Consider the following 15,779-nt stretch of genomic DNA (forward strand, 5'->3'; position numbering starts at 1 on the left):
CTGTCAGGCGGCGCGGCGGGGGGCGGACGCGGTGCGCGCCCAGCCAAGGAGGTTGGCGATAAGGAGATCGCCGCGCGGAGTGAGAATGGATTCGGGGTGGAATTGCAACCCGAGCTGAAGTCCGTGATCGTCGCGCACCGCCATCGCCAGCCCTTCATGGGCCGCATCGACGATGAAACGATCGGGAAGGTGCGACACCGGCGTAGAAAGCGAATGGTAGCGCCCGATCGACAACGGATCGGGCAGTCCCGCCAGCGCGCCGGCGCCGCCGTGGACAAGGGGCGTGACCTTGGCGTGGTGGGGTTGCGGGGCGCGGACGACCGCTCCTCCCGCCGCTTCGACCAGCGCCTGGTGGCCGAGGCAGATACCGATCAGCGGCACCCGCTCCCGCGCGCGTTCGCACAGTTCGAGACAACAGCCCGCCTCCGACGGACGTCCCGGCCCGGGGGAAAGCAGGATCGCGCCGCCGTCTGCCTGCGCCATCGCTTCGGCGGCGGAGATCGTGTTCCTGACGACGCGAACGGTCGCCCCCGCCTGCGCGAACGCATCGACGAGGTTGAAGGTGAAACTGTCCTTGTTGTCGATGATCAGCAGTCTCATGCCGCGGCGCCCAGTGCTTCGAGGACCGCACTTGCCTTGGCGCGCGTTTCGGCGGCCTCGGCGGCGGGGTCGCTGTCCGCAACGACCCCCGCTCCCGCCCGAACCTGTGCCACGCCATCGCGGACCCACGCCGACCGGATCACGACCGCGCTGTCGAACGCCCCCTCGCCCGTCAGCACGCCGATGGCCCCACCGTACGGACCGCGCGGCTCTCCCTCGACATGACGGATCAGCTCGATCGCCCGCAGCTTGGGTGCGCCCGATAGCGTCCCGACGTTGAGGCAGGACCGGATCGCGTGGATGGCGTCGAGCCCCTCGGCCAGATCGCCCTCGACGGTCGAGACCAGATGCATGACCCGTGCGAACCGTTCGACCCGCATCAGGCTCGTCACTCGACGTGTGCCCGGCACCGCGACCCGCGCGACGTCGTTGCGCGCCAGATCGACCAGCATCAGATGCTCCGACGTTTCCTTGGCATCGAGCCGCAGGTCCGCTTCCAGCCGGTCGTCCGCATCGTGCGTCGTCCCGCGCGGCCGCGTCCCCGCGATCGGGCTGACCGACACGCGGCACGCATCGCGTCCCGGCCGCACCTCTACCGCCGGTTCGGGGGAGGCGCCGAAGAGCGTGCCGAACCCGGTTTCGATGAAGAAATGATAGGCGCTCGGATCGACGGCGACGAGTCGTCGGAACGCCCCCATCGGATGGGCACAATCGACGCGGAAGCTGTGGCTCGGCACGACCTGAAACACGTCGCCCGCCGCCACATTCTCCTTCAACCGATGGACGATCGTGGCAAAGGCCGCATCGTCCATCTCCGATGTGGCCGCCTGCGGCAGAACCACCGGGACATCCGGCGCCCGCATCGGGGCGATGCGATTGGCGAGAAGCGCGATCCGTTCGCTGGCGAGATGCGACAGTCGGTGCGCGGTCGCCTCGTCCTTCGCTCCCGCCACCAGCGCGACGATCCGCGCCGACCCCGACGGTTCGACCACCACCAATGTCTCCGCGAGCGCCGCGATCAGATCGGGAAAATCGCCCTCGGGACGCGGTGGCAGCGTCTCCGCCATATCGACATGATCGAACCCCAGCAGCGCGAAGACCGCACTGGCGAAGGGCTCGTCGTCCTCGCGCGGACCCGCCGACGCCATCGTGCGCAGCAGGTCGAGCGGCGACGCGGCGCGAAGCCGCTCCGCATCGTCCATCGCGTCGACGCGCTCGAACGCGAACGTCATCGCATCGCCTTCGCATCGACCCGGCGCCGATTCGTCGTCCGTCGCGAGCGTTTTCAACATGGCCCGGCCATTCTCGCTGAGCGCCCGAAGGCGCGCCGTTCGCGCCCGCGCCTCCAGCTCCAGCGCCGCATCGACGAGGATCAGCGCCGTGCAGCCGGTCCGGCGAAACAACGCCCGTCCGCGTCCTTCGGACTGCAAGGCCGCGAACAGCGCCACCGGATCGTGCGCGCCGGGCAAGCGGCGCACGAGCACTCGGGGTGTATCGCTTCTCACAATTCGCGACCCAGCGCGTGCAGCAATCGCGACAGTTGCCCGCCCAATGCCTCCATCTGTTCGGGATAGAGCGACTGCGGCCCGTCGGACAAAGCCTGCGCGGGATCGTGATGCACTTCGACCATCACCCCGTCCGCGCCCGCCGCCGCTGCCGCCAGCGCCATCGGTGCGACCAGGCTGCGCTTGCCCGTTCCGTGGCTGGGATCGACGATCACCGGCAGGTGCGTCTTCTCCTTCAGCAAGGGGATCGCCGCGAGATCGAGGGTGTTGCGCGTCGCCGTTTCGAACGTGCGGATGCCGCGCTCGCACAATACCACCTCCTCGTTCCCACCCGCGAGGATATATTCCGCCGCCATCAGGAGATCGTCGATCCGCGCTGCCATGCCCCGCTTGAGCACGACCGGCTTTTTCACCTTGCCGACCGCTTTCAGCAGTTCGAAATTCTGCATGTTGCGGGTGCCGATCTGGATCGCGTCGGCATGGTCGCAGATCAGGTCGAGGTCGGCCGGATCGACCAGTTCGGTGAGGATCGGCATGTCCAGCTCGCCCCCGATCTGCTTCAGAAGCGCCAGCCCCTCGGGTCCCTTGCCCTGAAAACTGTAGGGGCTGGTGCGCGGCTTGTAGGCTCCGCCGCGCAGGATCCGCGCTCCCGCCGCCTTGGCCGCGGTCGCACTCTTGCGAAGCTGCTCCTCGCCCTCGACCGCGCATGGCCCCGCGATCAGCGCGAACCGCCCGCCGCCGATCACGGTCTTGCCGATCGCGACGCGCGTATCGTGCGGATGCAAATCGCGTGCCGCCAGCTTGTAGGGAGCGAGAATGGGCTTCACGCTCTCGACCGACGGTTCGGCCTCGAGGTTCAGTTCGGCGAGCACACGCTCGTCACCCAGCGCACCCAGAACCACGCGTTCCGCCCCGGGCATGTGAAGCGGTTTCAGCCCCTTCTTCTCGATCTTGTCGAGCAATCGGTCGATCGTCGCCTGGTCGGCGTCGGGCTTCATCACGATAATCATGGATCGGGTCTCTTTTCTCGGAAAGTCGGTAGAAAAAAGAGCGGGCCGGACGGCTGACACAAAAAAGCCCGCTCGATGGCGGGCTGTCGGTCACGATGAAGTGAGCGCGGGCGCCGCCGTCAGGACGAACGCCACCACCACTGCATCGCAGCGGGGGCGGAACGGACGAGGCGGGTCGTTTTCGACATGCCCCTAAGGATGGGCGCGCGATCCAACTTGTCAAGCGCTTCTGCATCTCAACGTCGATCGTCTTCATCGAAATGTCCGAAAGTCCGGGGTTGTCATCTGGGTCTCGCGCTACTACCTCCGTCGCATCGTTTTAACACGCTGGAACAAAGAATGATGGATACCGCAGAAATCCGCGAACTCGATGCAAGAGAGTCGCTCGCCGAGTCGATCGGGCGGCTCGCGGTGGCGCTCGCCTCACTGGACCGGGCGGAGGAGATCGCGGCCCTGCTCGACGATCTCACCACCCCCGCGGAACTGACCGCGATGGCCGAACGGTGGCACGTCGCACGGCTGCTGGCGGACGGCTCGCTGACCTACCGTCAGATTCACGACGTCACCGGCGTTTCCACCACCACCATCACCCGCGTCGCCCGCTTCCTCAAGGGCGGCGATGCAGGCGGCTATCGCCTGACGCTCGAACGACTGAACAACGGGAAAACACCATCGTGACCACCACCATGACCCGCCTTCGCATGGCGATCCAGAAATCGGGTCGTCTTGCCGAGGCCTCCAATGCGCTGCTTAAGGCGGCGGGAATCAAGGTCCGTTCTTCCAAGGGACAGCTGACCGCCCGCGCCACCAATTTCCCGCTCGATCTCATGCTCGTCCGCGACGACGATATTCCGACACTGGTCGGGGACGGCGTCTGCGATCTCGGCATCGTCGGGTTGAACGTGCTCGAGGAATATCGACGCGATCCGGCCAACGAGGATGTCGAGGTGCTGGCCAGGCTGGGCTTCGGCGGCTGTTCGTTGCGCATCGCCGTGCCCGACGACGAACAGTTCGAGATTGCCGATATCGCCGGCAAGCGGATCGCCACCAGCTATCCCCTCCTGACCCGCAAGTTCCTCGACGATCAGGGCCTCGATGCCGAAGTCGTGATGATGCATGGTGCGGTCGAACTGGCCCCGCGGCTCGGCATTGCCGACTATGTCTGCGACCTCGTCTCGACCGGCCAGACGCTGGAAGCCAACGGGCTGCGCCCCGTCCACACGATCCTCGAATCGGAATCCGTCCTCGTCCGTACCGGCGCCGATCTGCTGGGCGAAAAGGCCGATCGCGCCGATGCATTGACGACGCGGATCGACGGCGTGATCGCGACCAACGAAAGCAAGTATATCGTTCTCAACGCTCCCGAAGAGGCGCTGGCGGAGATCACCCGAATCCTCCCCGGCTCGGACGCGCCGACGGTCATGCCCTTGCTCGGCAGGGATGGTCAGGTCGCGGTGCAGGCCGTCTGTCAGGAATCGGTCTTCTGGGAAACGCTCGAGGCGCTGAAGAAGGCGGGCGCGCGCGACATCCTCGTCATGCCGATCGAAAAGATGATGCTGTGAGCGAGATCTTCGACTGGACCCGCGCCGAAGACGCCGCTCGCCGCACCGCGCTCGCCCGTCCGGCTCGCCGCGACGATGCCGATCTGCGAGCGCAGGTGGCCTCGATCGTCGAACGGGTGCGCAGCGGCGGATGGCAGGATCTGACCGACATCGCGCTCGACATCGATGGTCGCCGGCCCGAGCGGGTCGCGGTCGCTCCGCAACTCGACTCGGCGCGCGAGACTCTCGGCCGCGAAGCGATCGCGGCGATGGAAATGGCGTGCGATCACATCCAGCGCTTCCACGAGGCCAGCCGCCCCGCCGACGTTCGGGTCGAAACCACCGCCGGTTTGACGGTAGAGAAGCGCTGGACCCCGCTCCGCACCGCGGGACTCTACGTCCCCGGCGGAAGGGCGCCCTTGTTCTCGACCCTGATGATGCTCGCCATCCCCGCTCGCGTCGCCGGGGTCGGACAGTTGACGGTCGTGACGCCGCCGCGGTTCGACGGCGAACTCGATCCCGCGCTCGCCATTGCCGCCGATCTGTGCGGGATCGAGCATGTGTGGGCCGTCGGCGGAGCGCAGGCGATCGCCGCGCTGGCCTTCGGGGCCGGAGACATCGCGCCGGTCGCGCGCATCTGCGGACCCGGCAACGCCTGGGTCGCCGCCGCCAAGGCGCTCGTGTCTAGCTTGCCCGGTGGCCCGGGGATCGACCTTCCCGCCGGTCCCAGCGAACTGCTGGTCATCGCGGACGATGCCGCCGATCCCGAACGTGTCGCCGCCGACCTGCTCAGCCAGGCCGAACACGATCTCGATGCACAGGCACTGCTGGTCTCGCCGTCACGAACCCTGATCGATGACGTCATGGCGGCAGTCGACCGGCAGAAGGCGGCGATCGGTGGGGATTTCGCGCCCGTTCGTGCGATCCAGTGCGCCGATCTCGACCAGGCGGTCGCGATCGCCAATTCCTACGCTCCCGAACATCTATCGATCGCGTGCGACAATGCCGTCCAGCTATCCGCTGCAGTCTCCGATGCTGGCGCGGTGTTCGTCGGCGGCGCGGTTGCCGAGACCTTCGGCGATTATCTCGCCGGATCGAGCCACGTCCTGCCCACCGACGGTGCCGCGCGCTATACCGGCGGCGTGACCGTTCACAGCTTCCTGAAGGCCGTCAGCTTCCAGACGATGGACGAGGCAACCGCGGCGCGCCTCGCCCCCGTCGCCGCCACCCTCGCGCGGCTCGAGGGTCTCGAAGCCCATGCGCGCGCCGCCGATCTTCGCGCCGCAAAGGTAAAGGAGCCCGCAGAATGAGTGCCGCGACCGACCTCGCCGCGCGGCTCGTGCGCCCCGATCTCACCGATCTGCCCTCCGTCGACCTGGCGGGCGCCCCGGTCCCGGGAACGGTGCGGCTCGACGCCAACGAGAATCCCTTCGAACCGCTGGCGGGGGGCAAGACGATCAACCGCTATCCCGAACCGCAGCCCGCGGCGCTGCGCCGGCGGATGGCTGATCTGTATGGCGTCTCCACCGACCATCTCTGGGTCAGTCGCGGCAGCGACGACGCCATCGATCTTCTCAGTCGCGCCTTCCTGCGGCCCGGAACGGACCGGATCGTGGTGGTCCAGCCGACCTTCTCCGCCTACGCTCAGTTCGCCCGAATCCAGGGCGCACGGGTGGATGCGGCGCACCTCGGCGAAGACTTTGCCTTCGATCCCGAGGCGGTTCTTCGAGTGTGTCGTGACGGCGATGCGCCCAAGATCCTCTACCTCTGCACCCCGAACAACCCGACCGGTACGCCCGTCGATCCGCAGCAGGTCCGCGATCTGTGCGACGCGCTTCCGGACACGCTGGTCGTGGCGGACGAGGCGTACGGCGAGTTCGCCGACGCCCCGAGCCTCGCCGCCGAGACGGGCACCATTCCCAACCTCGTCGTCCTGCGCACCCTGTCGAAGGCCTACGGGTTGGCGGGTGCGCGGATCGGATGCGCCATCGCCGATCCCGCCATCGTCGACTGGCTCGCCCGGGTTTCCCCTCCCTATCCGCTGCCCCAGCCGTCGATCGAGGCGGCGATGGCGGCGCTCGCGCCCGAACGCATGCCGCTCCACCGCGCGCGCGTCGAGCGGCTGCTGACCGATCGTGCGACGGTGGCCGAGAAGCTCCGCACCGTGGACGAGGTCGAGGCACTCTACGAAGGCGGCAACTATCTCTTCCTGGTCGTCGCCGACCCCGGCGATCTGGCGAAACGCCTCGCCGCCGCGGCCGTGAAGGTCCGCTTTCGCCCCAATGCTGCGCCCGGCGGGGTCCGGGTGACGATCGGCACCGACGCCGAGAATGCGGCGCTCCTCGCGGTCTTCGGCGTCGAGGATCGACCCGCGACCGCACGCCGTGCCGCGCTCACCCGCGACACAAAGGAAACGCGCATCGCCGTCGAAGTCGATCTCGACGCCGCCGAACCGACCCGCCACATCGACACCGGGATCGGCTTCTTCGATCACATGCTCGACCAGGTCGCCAGTCACGGCGGGTTCGGGCTCCAACTCGCCTGTACCGGCGACACCCACATCGATCCTCATCACACGATCGAGGATGTCGCCCTCGCGCTTGGCGCCGCGCTCGACCGGGCGCTGGGCGATCGTGCCGGGATCGGCCGGTTCGGCTTCGCTCTTCCGATGGACGAAACGAGCGCCGAAGTGCTCGTCGACCTGTCCGGCCGCCCCTTCGCGAAGTTCACCGGCCAGTTCGAGGCCAGCCACCTGGGGGACTATCCGACCGAAATGACCCCGCACGTGTTCCGCAGCCTCGCCGACAGTATGCGCGCGGCGATCCACGTCCGGGTGGATGGCGACAATGACCATCACAAGACCGAGGCGGCCTTCAAGGCGTTCGGCCGCGCGCTCCGTCAGGGCCTCCGGACGGGCGGCGGCGGCGGCATCCCCTCGACCAAGGGCAGCCTGTGACCGCGCTCGCGCTGATCGACCTCGACTATGGCAACGTCGAATCGGTCCGGCTGGGCTTCGCGCGGCTGGGCGTGGAGGCGGAGCGAACACGCGATCCTTCCGTGGTCGCCAGCGCCGAGCGCGTGATTCTCCCCGGCGTCGGCAATGCGGCCTATGCGATGGAGAAACTGGTCGATGCGGGGCTCGACGACGTCCTTCGCAACCGCACGGGTCCCACGCTCGGTGTCTGCGTCGGCATGCAATTGATGTTCGAAAGCTCCGAGGAAGCGCAGCGTCCCCTGCTCGGCATTCTCCCCGGACGCGTCCGCGCGCTCGACGCCGCACCCGGGCGCCCCGTCCCGCACATGGGATGGACGCGGCTCGAGGACGTCCGGCCGGCGCTCGGCCTCGAAGACGACGACCATGTCTATTTCGCCCACAGTTTCGCCTGTCCCTCCAGCGCAGCCGATGCCGCCTGCGCGAGCTATGGGCGCCCTCTTCCGGCGATCGTGCGAGAGGCAGCCTTCTGGGGCGCGCAATTCCATCCCGAACGTTCGTCCACTCCGGGCGCCAACTTCCTGAAGGCCTTTCTCGCGCTATGAAACTGCTGCCCGCCCTCGACCTCATGGACAACCGGCCGGTACGGCTGAGCCAAGGAGATTTCGATCGCCGCACCGATTACGACCCCACCCCTGCCGAGGCGCTCGCCGCCTTCCGCGAGGCGGGGGCGACGATGGCGCACGTCGTCGATCTCGACGGAACGCGCGAAAAACTGCCCCGCCAGCATGATTTCATCGCCACGCTAACCGACGTTCTGCCGCTGCAGGTGGCGGGCGGCGTGCGCGGCGGCGCGCATGTGAAGCAATTGCTCGATGGCGGTGCGGCTCGGGTGGTGATCGGCAGCCTCGCGGTAAACGAGCCGGACCAGTTCGCGCAGATCCTCGATACCTACGGTCCCGACCGGATCACCCTCGCACTGGACGTCAATCTGAAGGACGGCGTGCCGATGGTGGCGCGTCACGGCTGGGCGGAGGACAGCGGCCAGTCGCTCACCGACGTCTTGAGCCGCTTCCCGACCGTCCGCCATCTGCTCGTCACGGACATCGCCAAGGATGGCATGATGGAAGGTCCCAACGTCGCCCTCTACCGTGAGCTGGCCGGCAATTGGCCCGACAAGCAGGTCCAGGCATCCGGAGGGGTCTCCCGTCTCGACGATCTCGATGCACTGCGCGAAACGGGCGTCACTGCGGCGATCGTCGGCAAGGCGATCTGGGAAACCGCGTTCACCGTCGCGGAAGGCGTCGCCCGTGCCCGCGGCTAGGATCATCCCCTGCCTCGACGTCGCCGACGGCAAGGTCGTGAAGGGCGTCCGGTTCCGCGATCACCGCGTGATCGGCGATATCGTCGAAAATGCGGAACGCTACGCCGCCGAGGGCGCCGACGAACTTGTCTTCTACGACATCACTGCCTCCGCCGACGGTCGCAGCGTCGATATCGAGTGGGTCCACAAGGTTGCCGCGGTCATCGACATTCCGTTCAGCGTCGCGGGCGGGATCACGAGCGTGGAGAAAGCAACCGCCGTGCTGGGCGCGGGCGCCGACAAGGTCAGCGTCAATTCGCCTGCGCTGCGCGATCCCGAACTCATCGGCCGCCTCGCCGATGCCTTCGGTCGACAATGCGTCGTGCTGGGCATCGACAGCTTCACCGACGATGACGGCGCGCTACGGGTGAAGGCGCTGACCGGACGTCCCGATCAGATGCAGGACGCCCAGCGCGAGACGCTCGCTTGGGCGCGCGAAGGGGTGGAGCGCGGCGCGGGCGAGGTCGTCCTCAACGCCATGAACCGCGACGGCGTTCGCGAAGGTTACGACCTCGAACAGCTCGAGGCGCTGTGCGCGGCGGTCGACGTGCCGGTAATCGCCTCAGGCGGTGCGGGTGAACCGGCACACTTCCAACAGGCGTTCGAGGTCGGCTGTTCGGGCGCGTTGGCGGCAAGCGTGTTTCACGACCGGCGGATCGCGATCGGCGATCTCAAGGACTATCTCGACGAGCAGGGATTGGAGGTGCGGCGATGACGTTCGACCCCGACATACTCGATTGGGCAAAGATGGACGGCCTCGTCCCCGCCATCGTGCAGGAAGCCGACGGCGGCCGCGTCCGTATGCTCGGCTACATGAATCGCGACGCACTCGAGGCGACCGTCCAGACCGGCAGGGTCACCTTTTTCTCGCGCTCGAAACAGCGCCTCTGGGTGAAGGGCGAGACCAGCGGCAACACCCTCCATGTCCGGTCGGTTCATGCCGATTGCGACCACGATGCCGTGCTTGTCCTGACGCACCCGCAAGGGCCGACCTGTCACACCGGGGACGACAGCTGCTTCGGCATCGACACCGCCCCGCATTTCCTGGCGCAACTGGAGGCCGTCATCGCCGACCGCGCCGCGGCCGATCCCGACGACAGCTACACCGCGCGCCTTCTTGCCAAGGGCGTCAAGCGCATTGCGCAGAAGGTCGGCGAAGAAGGCGTGGAGGCCGCTTTGGCCGCGACAGCGGGCGACCAGGACGAGTTGAAGAACGAGGCGGCCGACCTCCTCTATCACCTGCTCGTACTGCTGAAGGCGAGCGATCTCACCCTTCGCGACGTCACCGACGAGTTGAAGCGACGCCACGGCTGACCTAGGGCCCTCCGATGGAACGGTTCGACGTCATCGTGATGGGAGCAGGCGCCGCGGGATTGATGACGGCGATGGTCGCAGGTCAGCGCGGTCGGCGGGTGCTGCTGATCGACCATAACGACGCGCCGGGCCGCAAGATTCTGATCTCGGGCGGCGGTCGCTGCAATTTCACCAACCTGCACACCGATCCGCGCAATTATCTCAGCCAGAACCCGCATTTCGCCAAGTCGGCGCTGCGCCGCTACACGCCGACCGACTTCATCGCGCTGGTCGATCGGCACGGCATCGCCTGGCACGAAAAGACGCTCGGGCAATTGTTCTGCGACGGCTCGGCGAAGCAGATCGTGGGGATGCTGATGGACGAATGCCGCGCGGGCGGCGTCACCTTCGCGTTCGGCGAGACCGCGACGATCGAACGCGACCGCGACGCCTTCATCGCCGACATGGGTGCACGGCGCGCGATGGCGGACAGCTTGGTGCTGGCGACGGGAGGGCTGTCCATTCCGAAGCTCGGCGCGAGCGCCTTCGCCTACGACCTCGCCCGCTCGTGCGGTCTCAAGATCATCGAACCGCGGCCCGCGCTCGTCCCGCTGACGCTGTCGGGTGACGAGGCCTTGTTCCGCGAATTGTCGGGTGTCGCCGCACCGGTCGAGATGCGCGCCGAGAGCGGGCCGACGTTCGCCGAGGCCGCGCTCTTCACCCACAAGGGCCTATCGGGGCCGGCGGTGCTGCAGGCATCCAGCTACTGGCGAAACGGACAGGCAGTGTTCGTCGATTTCTTCCCCGACCGCCGTTCTGGCTGGCTGCGCGATGCCAAGCGCGAAACGCCCAACCGTCCGGTGGCGCATGTGCTCGGCGAAGAGCTGCCCGAACGACTGGCGAAGGCTTTCGAAGAGCGGATGAGACTCTGGGGCCCGTTGCAGGGGCACGGCGATGCAGCCCTCGAAACGGCGGAGCGGCAGCTGTCGGAGTTTCGCTTCGTGCCGTCGGGCAGCGAAGGGTTCGCCAAGGCCGAAGTGACGGTCGGCGGCATCTCGACCGACGAACTGTCGTCCAAAACGATGGAGTCGAAGCGCGTGCCCGGCCTGTTCTGCATCGGCGAGGCGGTCGACGTCACCGGCTGGCTCGGCGGCTACAATTTCCAGTGGGCCTGGGCGTCGGGATGGGCGGCAGGGCAGGCCGTTTGGGATAGCGCTTCCACCGCCTGTTCGTAGAGGGCCTCGCTTGCGGCGGCGATGACGTCACCCCCCGACAGATCGTCGCCCCCCGACCAGTTTCCGACATGCCCCCCCGCGCCGCGCACCACTGCGACCAGCGCGTCGTAGTCGTGGCGTTTCAGGCCCGTGTCGGTGGCGAGATCGAGTTCGCCCGAAGCGACCTTGGCAAAGGCCATCGCATCCATCCCGAATCGCGTCAGCCGCGCTGCATCGCGCAACCGCTCGAACCGCGATCGCTCGTCGGCGTCGAACAGATAGGGATCGGTCGTCGCGACCTTCGCCGAGGCAAGATCGGTGCAATCGCTCGTTCGGATCGGGTTCCCGTTCAACGTGGCTTCGTCCGCGTCCCCGACATAGAGCGCGTCGATGTCGGGCAGATCGATCATGCCCGCCACGTGCGCGCCGTCGTCGATCACCCCCGCGAGCACCGCCCAGCTGGGGAGGCCGCAGATGAAGGCGCGGGTGCCGTCGATCGGATCGAGGCTCCAGACGCGCGTCGCGCCCTCGCGCGACCAGCCATATTCCTCGCCCCAGATGGCGTCATCGGGATGATGGACTTCGATGAGGTCGCGCATCGCCCGTTCGGCGGCGCGATCGGCCTCGGTGACGGGATCGAAACCCGCCTTGTCCTTGTTGTCGGGCACTAGGTCGGCCACGTTCGCGATGGCACGGCGCGCGGCGGCGCTCAATTTTTCGAAGAAAGCGCGGTCCATTACCGGCCCCGCACTTCGCGATACCATTTGGTGATGATGTATTTGGTGCCCCTGCGCACCTTCATCCCCTGATGGAGCGTGAAGTCGTTCGGCTGACCGTCGGGCTTGAGATTGTTCCAGACGAGCAGCTTGCCCCGCTCGGGCGGGATCGTCTTGTTCAACGATTTGAACCGCGTCGCGCCGCCCGCCTCCGGTTCGTTCAGGAACAGCATGGCCGTATAGGTTCGCTGTCCCTTGTCGGCGGTATGGACATAATAATCCGCGCTCCCCGGATTGAACGTGTCGGTGTGCGGCTTGAATTCCTGCCCCACGGCATAGCGCTGACCCTGGATTTCCTCGCCGTGCACATCGTCGATGCCGAGCAGGTCGGAAAGACGGCGATTGATGGCCGCCACGAGCGCGTCGCTCTCGTCGAGATCGCAGGTCTCGCTCGTGCGGTAGGCATCGTCCTTGCCGTCATGGTCGGCCATGCTCGAGGGACGGCGCTTGGCGTCGATCAATTCGCAGATCGCCGCACATTCCGCCGCGTCCATGAAGTCCCGGACGACGAAAATTTCCGCCTTCGTGGTGGGAATTTTCTGGACACCGTCGCGGCCCATCAGCCGCTCGGCAACGGGACTAGGTTGTCTGGCGGCCGTACTGCTCATGATGCTGGATCACCATCCGTGTGACGTCGCGCATCAGTTCCTGCGCGCTGCCATCCGTAGCATTGGGACAGGTCATAAAGGCAAGCGCATAACGCGATCCGTCGGGCGCGGTCAGGATGCCGACATCGTTCAGCCCCCCGACCCGGCCGCGGAAATTCTGTCCCGTGCCGGTCTTGTGGGCCCATTCCCAACCGCGCTGGAGTCCGCCTTGGACTCGCAGACGTCCGGTGGACGTCAGACCCATCGTGGTCAGGAACTTGGCGGTCGAAGCGGGCGAGAGGAGTTCGCCGCGGTCGAGCCGCGCCAGCGCCCTGGCGATCGCCATCGGGGCGGCACCGTCGTACGGATTTTCGATATAGCGATCCATGGCCGCTTGGCGCGCCGAGGCGGGGAGCGAAGAGCGCGCACGGTTGAAGCCGTTGTTGTAGGCGTAGCTCTGGTTCCAGCTCAGCCCCGCGATCTGCGCCTGCATCTCGCGTTCGCCATCGCCGAAGCGGATCGCGCCCAGCGACTTGTCCCGGATCAGGCGGCGAACCGCATCGGGTCCGCCGACGGTGCGAAGGATCTTGTCGTTGGCGTGGTTGTCCGACTTGGTCAGCGCATCGAACATCAGATTGTCGAGCGTGCGCGAATATCCGCCCGCAAGGATCTTGGAAGCGGTGGCCGCGGACCACAGCGTGACGTCGTCACGCCCGAACGTGACGCGGCGATTGAGGTCGATCTGCCCGCGATCGACATAGTCGAGCATCGTCATCGTCACCCACAGCTTGCTCACCGACTGCTGCGGGAATAGACGTTCGGTCTGCCAGCCCGCTTCCCAGTCGCCGTCGATCGACTTGACCGCGATGCCGCTCGCGCCGTTGAAGCTGCGAACGCGCTCGAGGATCTTGGCATTGAGTTGGGCGACATGGGCCGGGGTCTGGGCCGTGGTGCGCGGCGGAAGGGTGACTTCGAAAGAAGAAACATTGGGCCGAGCGATGTTGGCATCGTTGTCGGCCTCTGTGGGATCGACGCGGACCGGTGCGGGTTGCGGTTGGACATCGACGCGCTCGTCCTGGATCAGCTGCGCGCTTGCGACCGAAGAAATGATGAGGGCGCCGCCAAGCGCCAGTTTTGCAACCACTTTTGTCATACCTGAGAGTCTTCCCCTATCCCCCTAATTTCGCTTGTGTTTTAACTAGCAAACCAAGCCTTAACAGCGCCTGTCCGGACGATGAATCGATTAGCTTCTCGGTTGGGCGTATTTCTCTCACCGTTCATCGGCAAATAGGGAAATTAGGCGGCCTAGCGGTCCGATCTGGCCAGGCTGCGGGCCAGCCCCAGCAGCTCGCGATCGTTCGGAGCGGCGGCGACATCGACCGCTTCCCAGCCCTCGCCGATCGACGCTGCCACCTCGTCGCTCAGCGCCACGACGTGAATGGCGCCCCGGTCCATGGCGCGTTCGTCGACCATTTCGGCGAACCGCTTCCCGGCACGCGGCGAATGGAGGCAGACGACCGCGCCGCGGACCGAATCGAAGCCCGCCGGTTCCTTGCGGGCCACGCTGGTATAGACCGTCAGGGGCACGATGGTCTGCGACACGTTCGACGGCGCACGGCGATGCGCCCCAGCGAGGTGGAGGAGGCGGCTGTCGGGCGGGACGAGTTCGAGCAGCTCGTCGATCCCGCCTGATCCGACCAGATCGACCATCAGTCCCGCCGCCCGCGCCGCCGCGGCGGTCGATTGGCCCACCGCGTGCACCGGTAATGTACGCAGCGCCTCCAGTTCATCGCCGCCCTGCCGCGCCGCATTGGCGCTTGTCATCAAAATGGCGTCGAACCGGTCGGGGTCGGGGGCGGTCCAGTCGGCGGGCCGCACCTTGAACAGCGGAATCTTCAGGATGGGGTCGATCCCCAATTCCTCCGCGCGGGAGACCGACAGGCTGGCACCCGGCTCGGGGCGCAGGATGGCGACCGGCCGGCTCATGCCGCGAACAGGCTGGCAATGGAGGGAGGCGCGTCGTCGAGCATTTCCGCGGCAAGCGCCGCCGCGCCTTCCTCGTCGCCGGCCTCGAACCGTCGTTCTGCCTCGACCATTTCGCTTCCTTCCTCCGAATAGAGTTTTGCGCGAAACCGGTACGGCCCCTCCGCCGTCGGCACCGCCAGTGCCGCGACCGGTGAATGGCAATCGCCGCCCAGCCGCCGCACGAACGCCCGTTCCAGCGCGACCGCGCCATGCGTCGGACCATGGTCGATCGCTTCCAGCATCTCCCGCGTTTCCGCATCGTCCGATCGTGCGTCGACCCCGATCGCTCCTTGCGCGGGCGCGGGGAGCAAGGTGTCGATATCGACCGGGGTGCCGACGCCGGTCTGGCCGAGCCGGTTCAGCCCCGCCATCGCCAGCAGCGTCGCGTCGAACCGTCCCTCGCTCACTGCGGCGATGCGGGTCGCGACATTGCCGCGCAAAAGGTCGGTGACGATGTCGGGACGCAGAGCGCGCATCTGCGCCGCGCGTCGCGGGCTAGCGGTCCCGATCCGCGCCCCTTGGGGGAGGCTTTCGATCCGGTCCGCGCCGATCAGGCAGTCGCGCACGTCCTCGCGCGGCAGCAATGCGGCGATTCCGACGCCCTCGGGCCGCTCGCTCTCCACGTCCTTCATGCTGTGCACCGACAGATCGGTTTCCCTCGCCATCAGCGCGCGGTCGAGTTCCTTGGTCCACACCGCCTTGCCGCCCATTTCGGTGAGCGGGGCAGTGCGGTTGCGGTCGCCCTTCGTGCTGATCGTGACGATCTTGACCCGCTCTCGTGGCCAGCCATGGGCGGCAAGCAAAGCGGAGCGGACCATTTCGGCCTGGATCAGGGCGAGCGGCGAGCCGCGTGTGCCGAGGCGAAGTGTCATGGGCGTGGGATGACAGCCGACAAGCCCGCGCACAAGTGCTGGCCTTTGGCCCCCCGGTGCC

At 67.0% G+C, this 15,779-nt stretch carries 17 protein-coding genes; 9 read left to right on the plus strand and 8 right to left on the minus strand.

What is annotated here, in order from left to right; translation table 11 throughout:
• Window positions 1-3 precede the first annotated feature (3 nt).
• The 3 genes from WJT74_RS10880 to aroF are packed head-to-tail and all read right to left on the minus strand — an operon-like array spanning window position 4 to window position 3,115.
• Window positions 4-600 carry an anthranilate synthase component II gene (locus tag WJT74_RS10880; protein ID WP_343344750.1) on the minus strand — a complete coding sequence of 199 codons (597 nt, stop codon included), beginning with the start codon at window positions 598-600 and terminating at the stop codon, window positions 4-6.
• A complete protein-coding gene (locus WJT74_RS10885; protein ID WP_343344753.1) occupies window positions 597-2,078 on the minus strand; it encodes a chorismate-binding protein in 1,482 nt (493 codons plus the stop codon). Before WJT74_RS10885 ends, WJT74_RS10880 begins: the two co-directional genes overlap by 4 nt.
• A 23-nt stretch (window positions 2,079-2,101) precedes the next feature.
• Window positions 2,102-3,115: a 3-deoxy-7-phosphoheptulonate synthase gene (gene aroF / locus WJT74_RS10890; RefSeq protein ID WP_343344755.1), complete on the minus strand. Its 1,014-nt coding sequence runs from the start codon at window positions 3,113-3,115 to the stop codon at window positions 2,102-2,104.
• A gap of 339 nt (window positions 3,116-3,454) precedes the next feature.
• Between aroF and WJT74_RS10895 the strand changes: the two genes are divergently transcribed.
• The 9 genes from WJT74_RS10895 to WJT74_RS10935 are packed head-to-tail and all read left to right on the plus strand — an operon-like array spanning window position 3,455 to window position 11,479.
• The gene (locus tag WJT74_RS10895; protein ID WP_343344757.1) at window positions 3,455-3,793 is read left to right on the plus strand and encodes a YerC/YecD family TrpR-related protein; all 339 of its coding nucleotides are present in this window, start codon (window positions 3,455-3,457) and stop codon (window positions 3,791-3,793) included.
• Window positions 3,790-4,677, plus strand: coding sequence for an ATP phosphoribosyltransferase (gene hisG / locus WJT74_RS10900; RefSeq protein ID WP_343344760.1), 888 nt, complete (start codon window positions 3,790-3,792; stop codon window positions 4,675-4,677). Before WJT74_RS10895 ends, hisG begins: the two co-directional genes overlap by 4 nt.
• Window positions 4,674-5,966, plus strand: a complete 1,293-nt coding sequence (hisD, locus tag WJT74_RS10905) for a histidinol dehydrogenase (RefSeq protein ID WP_343344762.1) — start codon at window positions 4,674-4,676, stop codon at window positions 5,964-5,966. Before hisG ends, hisD begins: the two co-directional genes overlap by 4 nt.
• The gene (hisC, locus tag WJT74_RS10910) at window positions 5,963-7,612 is read left to right on the plus strand and encodes a histidinol-phosphate transaminase (protein WP_343344764.1); all 1,650 of its coding nucleotides are present in this window, start codon (window positions 5,963-5,965) and stop codon (window positions 7,610-7,612) included. Before hisD ends, hisC begins: the two co-directional genes overlap by 4 nt.
• The gene (gene hisH / locus WJT74_RS10915) at window positions 7,609-8,193 is read left to right on the plus strand and encodes an imidazole glycerol phosphate synthase subunit HisH (protein WP_343344767.1); all 585 of its coding nucleotides are present in this window, start codon (window positions 7,609-7,611) and stop codon (window positions 8,191-8,193) included. The genes hisC and hisH overlap by 4 nt, the downstream gene beginning before the upstream one ends.
• Window positions 8,190-8,912, plus strand: a complete 723-nt coding sequence (locus WJT74_RS10920) for a HisA/HisF-related TIM barrel protein (protein WP_343344769.1) — start codon at window positions 8,190-8,192, stop codon at window positions 8,910-8,912. The genes hisH and WJT74_RS10920 overlap by 4 nt, the downstream gene beginning before the upstream one ends.
• Entirely contained in the window at window positions 8,899-9,666 is a 768-nt protein-coding gene (gene hisF / locus WJT74_RS10925) for an imidazole glycerol phosphate synthase subunit HisF (RefSeq protein WP_343344772.1), read from the plus strand. Before WJT74_RS10920 ends, hisF begins: the two co-directional genes overlap by 14 nt.
• A complete protein-coding gene (gene hisIE / locus WJT74_RS10930) occupies window positions 9,663-10,265 on the plus strand; it encodes a bifunctional phosphoribosyl-AMP cyclohydrolase/phosphoribosyl-ATP diphosphatase HisIE (protein WP_343344775.1) in 603 nt (200 codons plus the stop codon). Before hisF ends, hisIE begins: the two co-directional genes overlap by 4 nt.
• 14 nt (window positions 10,266-10,279) lie before the next feature.
• On the plus strand, window positions 10,280-11,479 hold the full coding sequence (locus tag WJT74_RS10935) for an NAD(P)/FAD-dependent oxidoreductase (protein WP_343344778.1): 1,200 nt from the start codon (window positions 10,280-10,282) through the stop codon (window positions 11,477-11,479).
• On the opposite strand, the gene WJT74_RS10940 is transcribed toward WJT74_RS10935, so the two are convergent.
• The 5 genes from WJT74_RS10940 to hemC form a co-directional block, all read right to left on the minus strand.
• Window positions 11,398-12,195 (minus strand): inositol monophosphatase family protein, encoded by a 798-nt coding sequence (locus tag WJT74_RS10940; RefSeq protein WP_343344781.1) that lies wholly within the window; start codon window positions 12,193-12,195, stop codon window positions 11,398-11,400. The genes WJT74_RS10935 and WJT74_RS10940 overlap by 82 nt on opposite strands.
• Window positions 12,195-12,842 carry a prolyl hydroxylase family protein gene (locus WJT74_RS10945; RefSeq protein WP_343344783.1) on the minus strand — a complete coding sequence of 216 codons (648 nt, stop codon included), beginning with the start codon at window positions 12,840-12,842 and terminating at the stop codon, window positions 12,195-12,197. The genes WJT74_RS10940 and WJT74_RS10945 overlap by 1 nt, the downstream gene beginning before the upstream one ends.
• Entirely contained in the window at window positions 12,814-13,974 is a 1,161-nt protein-coding gene (locus WJT74_RS10950; protein ID WP_343344785.1) for a serine hydrolase, read from the minus strand. The genes WJT74_RS10945 and WJT74_RS10950 overlap by 29 nt, the downstream gene beginning before the upstream one ends.
• A 152-nt stretch (window positions 13,975-14,126) precedes the next feature.
• Window positions 14,127-14,807, minus strand: a complete 681-nt coding sequence (locus WJT74_RS10955; protein ID WP_343344788.1) for a uroporphyrinogen-III synthase — start codon at window positions 14,805-14,807, stop codon at window positions 14,127-14,129.
• Entirely contained in the window at window positions 14,804-15,718 is a 915-nt protein-coding gene (gene hemC, locus WJT74_RS10960; RefSeq protein WP_343344791.1) for a hydroxymethylbilane synthase, read from the minus strand. The genes WJT74_RS10955 and hemC overlap by 4 nt, the downstream gene beginning before the upstream one ends.
• Window positions 15,719-15,779: the final 61 nt, after the last annotated feature.

The sequence above is a fragment of the Sphingomicrobium sp. XHP0239 genome (genome assembly GCF_039555325.1).
Taxonomy (GTDB): domain Bacteria; phylum Pseudomonadota; class Alphaproteobacteria; order Sphingomonadales; family Sphingomonadaceae; genus Sphingomicrobium; species Sphingomicrobium maritimum.

Excerpts from the sequence above, each read along its gene's own strand:
- WJT74_RS10940 (WP_343344781.1), bottom strand. The coding sequence starts at position 12,195 with ATGGACCGCGCTTTCTTCGAAAAATTGAGCGCCGCCGCGCGCCGTGCC.
- WJT74_RS10895 (WP_343344757.1), top strand. The coding sequence starts at position 3,455 with ATGATGGATACCGCAGAAATCCGCGAACTCGATGCAAGAGAGTCGCTC.
- WJT74_RS10880 (WP_343344750.1), bottom strand. The coding sequence starts at position 600 with ATGAGACTGCTGATCATCGACAACAAGGACAGTTTCACCTTCAACCTC.
- WJT74_RS10950 (WP_343344785.1), bottom strand. The coding sequence starts at position 13,974 with ATGACAAAAGTGGTTGCAAAACTGGCGCTTGGCGGCGCCCTCATCATT.
- hemC (WP_343344791.1), bottom strand. The coding sequence starts at position 15,718 with ATGACACTTCGCCTCGGCACACGCGGCTCGCCGCTCGCCCTGATCCAG.
- WJT74_RS10935 (WP_343344778.1), top strand. The coding sequence starts at position 10,280 with ATGGAACGGTTCGACGTCATCGTGATGGGAGCAGGCGCCGCGGGATTG.
- WJT74_RS10955 (WP_343344788.1), bottom strand. The coding sequence starts at position 14,807 with ATGAGCCGGCCGGTCGCCATCCTGCGCCCCGAGCCGGGTGCCAGCCTG.
- WJT74_RS10945 (WP_343344783.1), bottom strand. The coding sequence starts at position 12,842 with ATGAGCAGTACGGCCGCCAGACAACCTAGTCCCGTTGCCGAGCGGCTG.
- WJT74_RS10920 (WP_343344769.1), top strand. The coding sequence starts at position 8,190 with ATGAAACTGCTGCCCGCCCTCGACCTCATGGACAACCGGCCGGTACGG.
- aroF (WP_343344755.1), bottom strand. The coding sequence starts at position 3,115 with ATGATTATCGTGATGAAGCCCGACGCCGACCAGGCGACGATCGACCGA.
- hisC (WP_343344764.1), top strand. The coding sequence starts at position 5,963 with ATGAGTGCCGCGACCGACCTCGCCGCGCGGCTCGTGCGCCCCGATCTC.
- hisIE (WP_343344775.1), top strand. The coding sequence starts at position 9,663 with ATGACGTTCGACCCCGACATACTCGATTGGGCAAAGATGGACGGCCTC.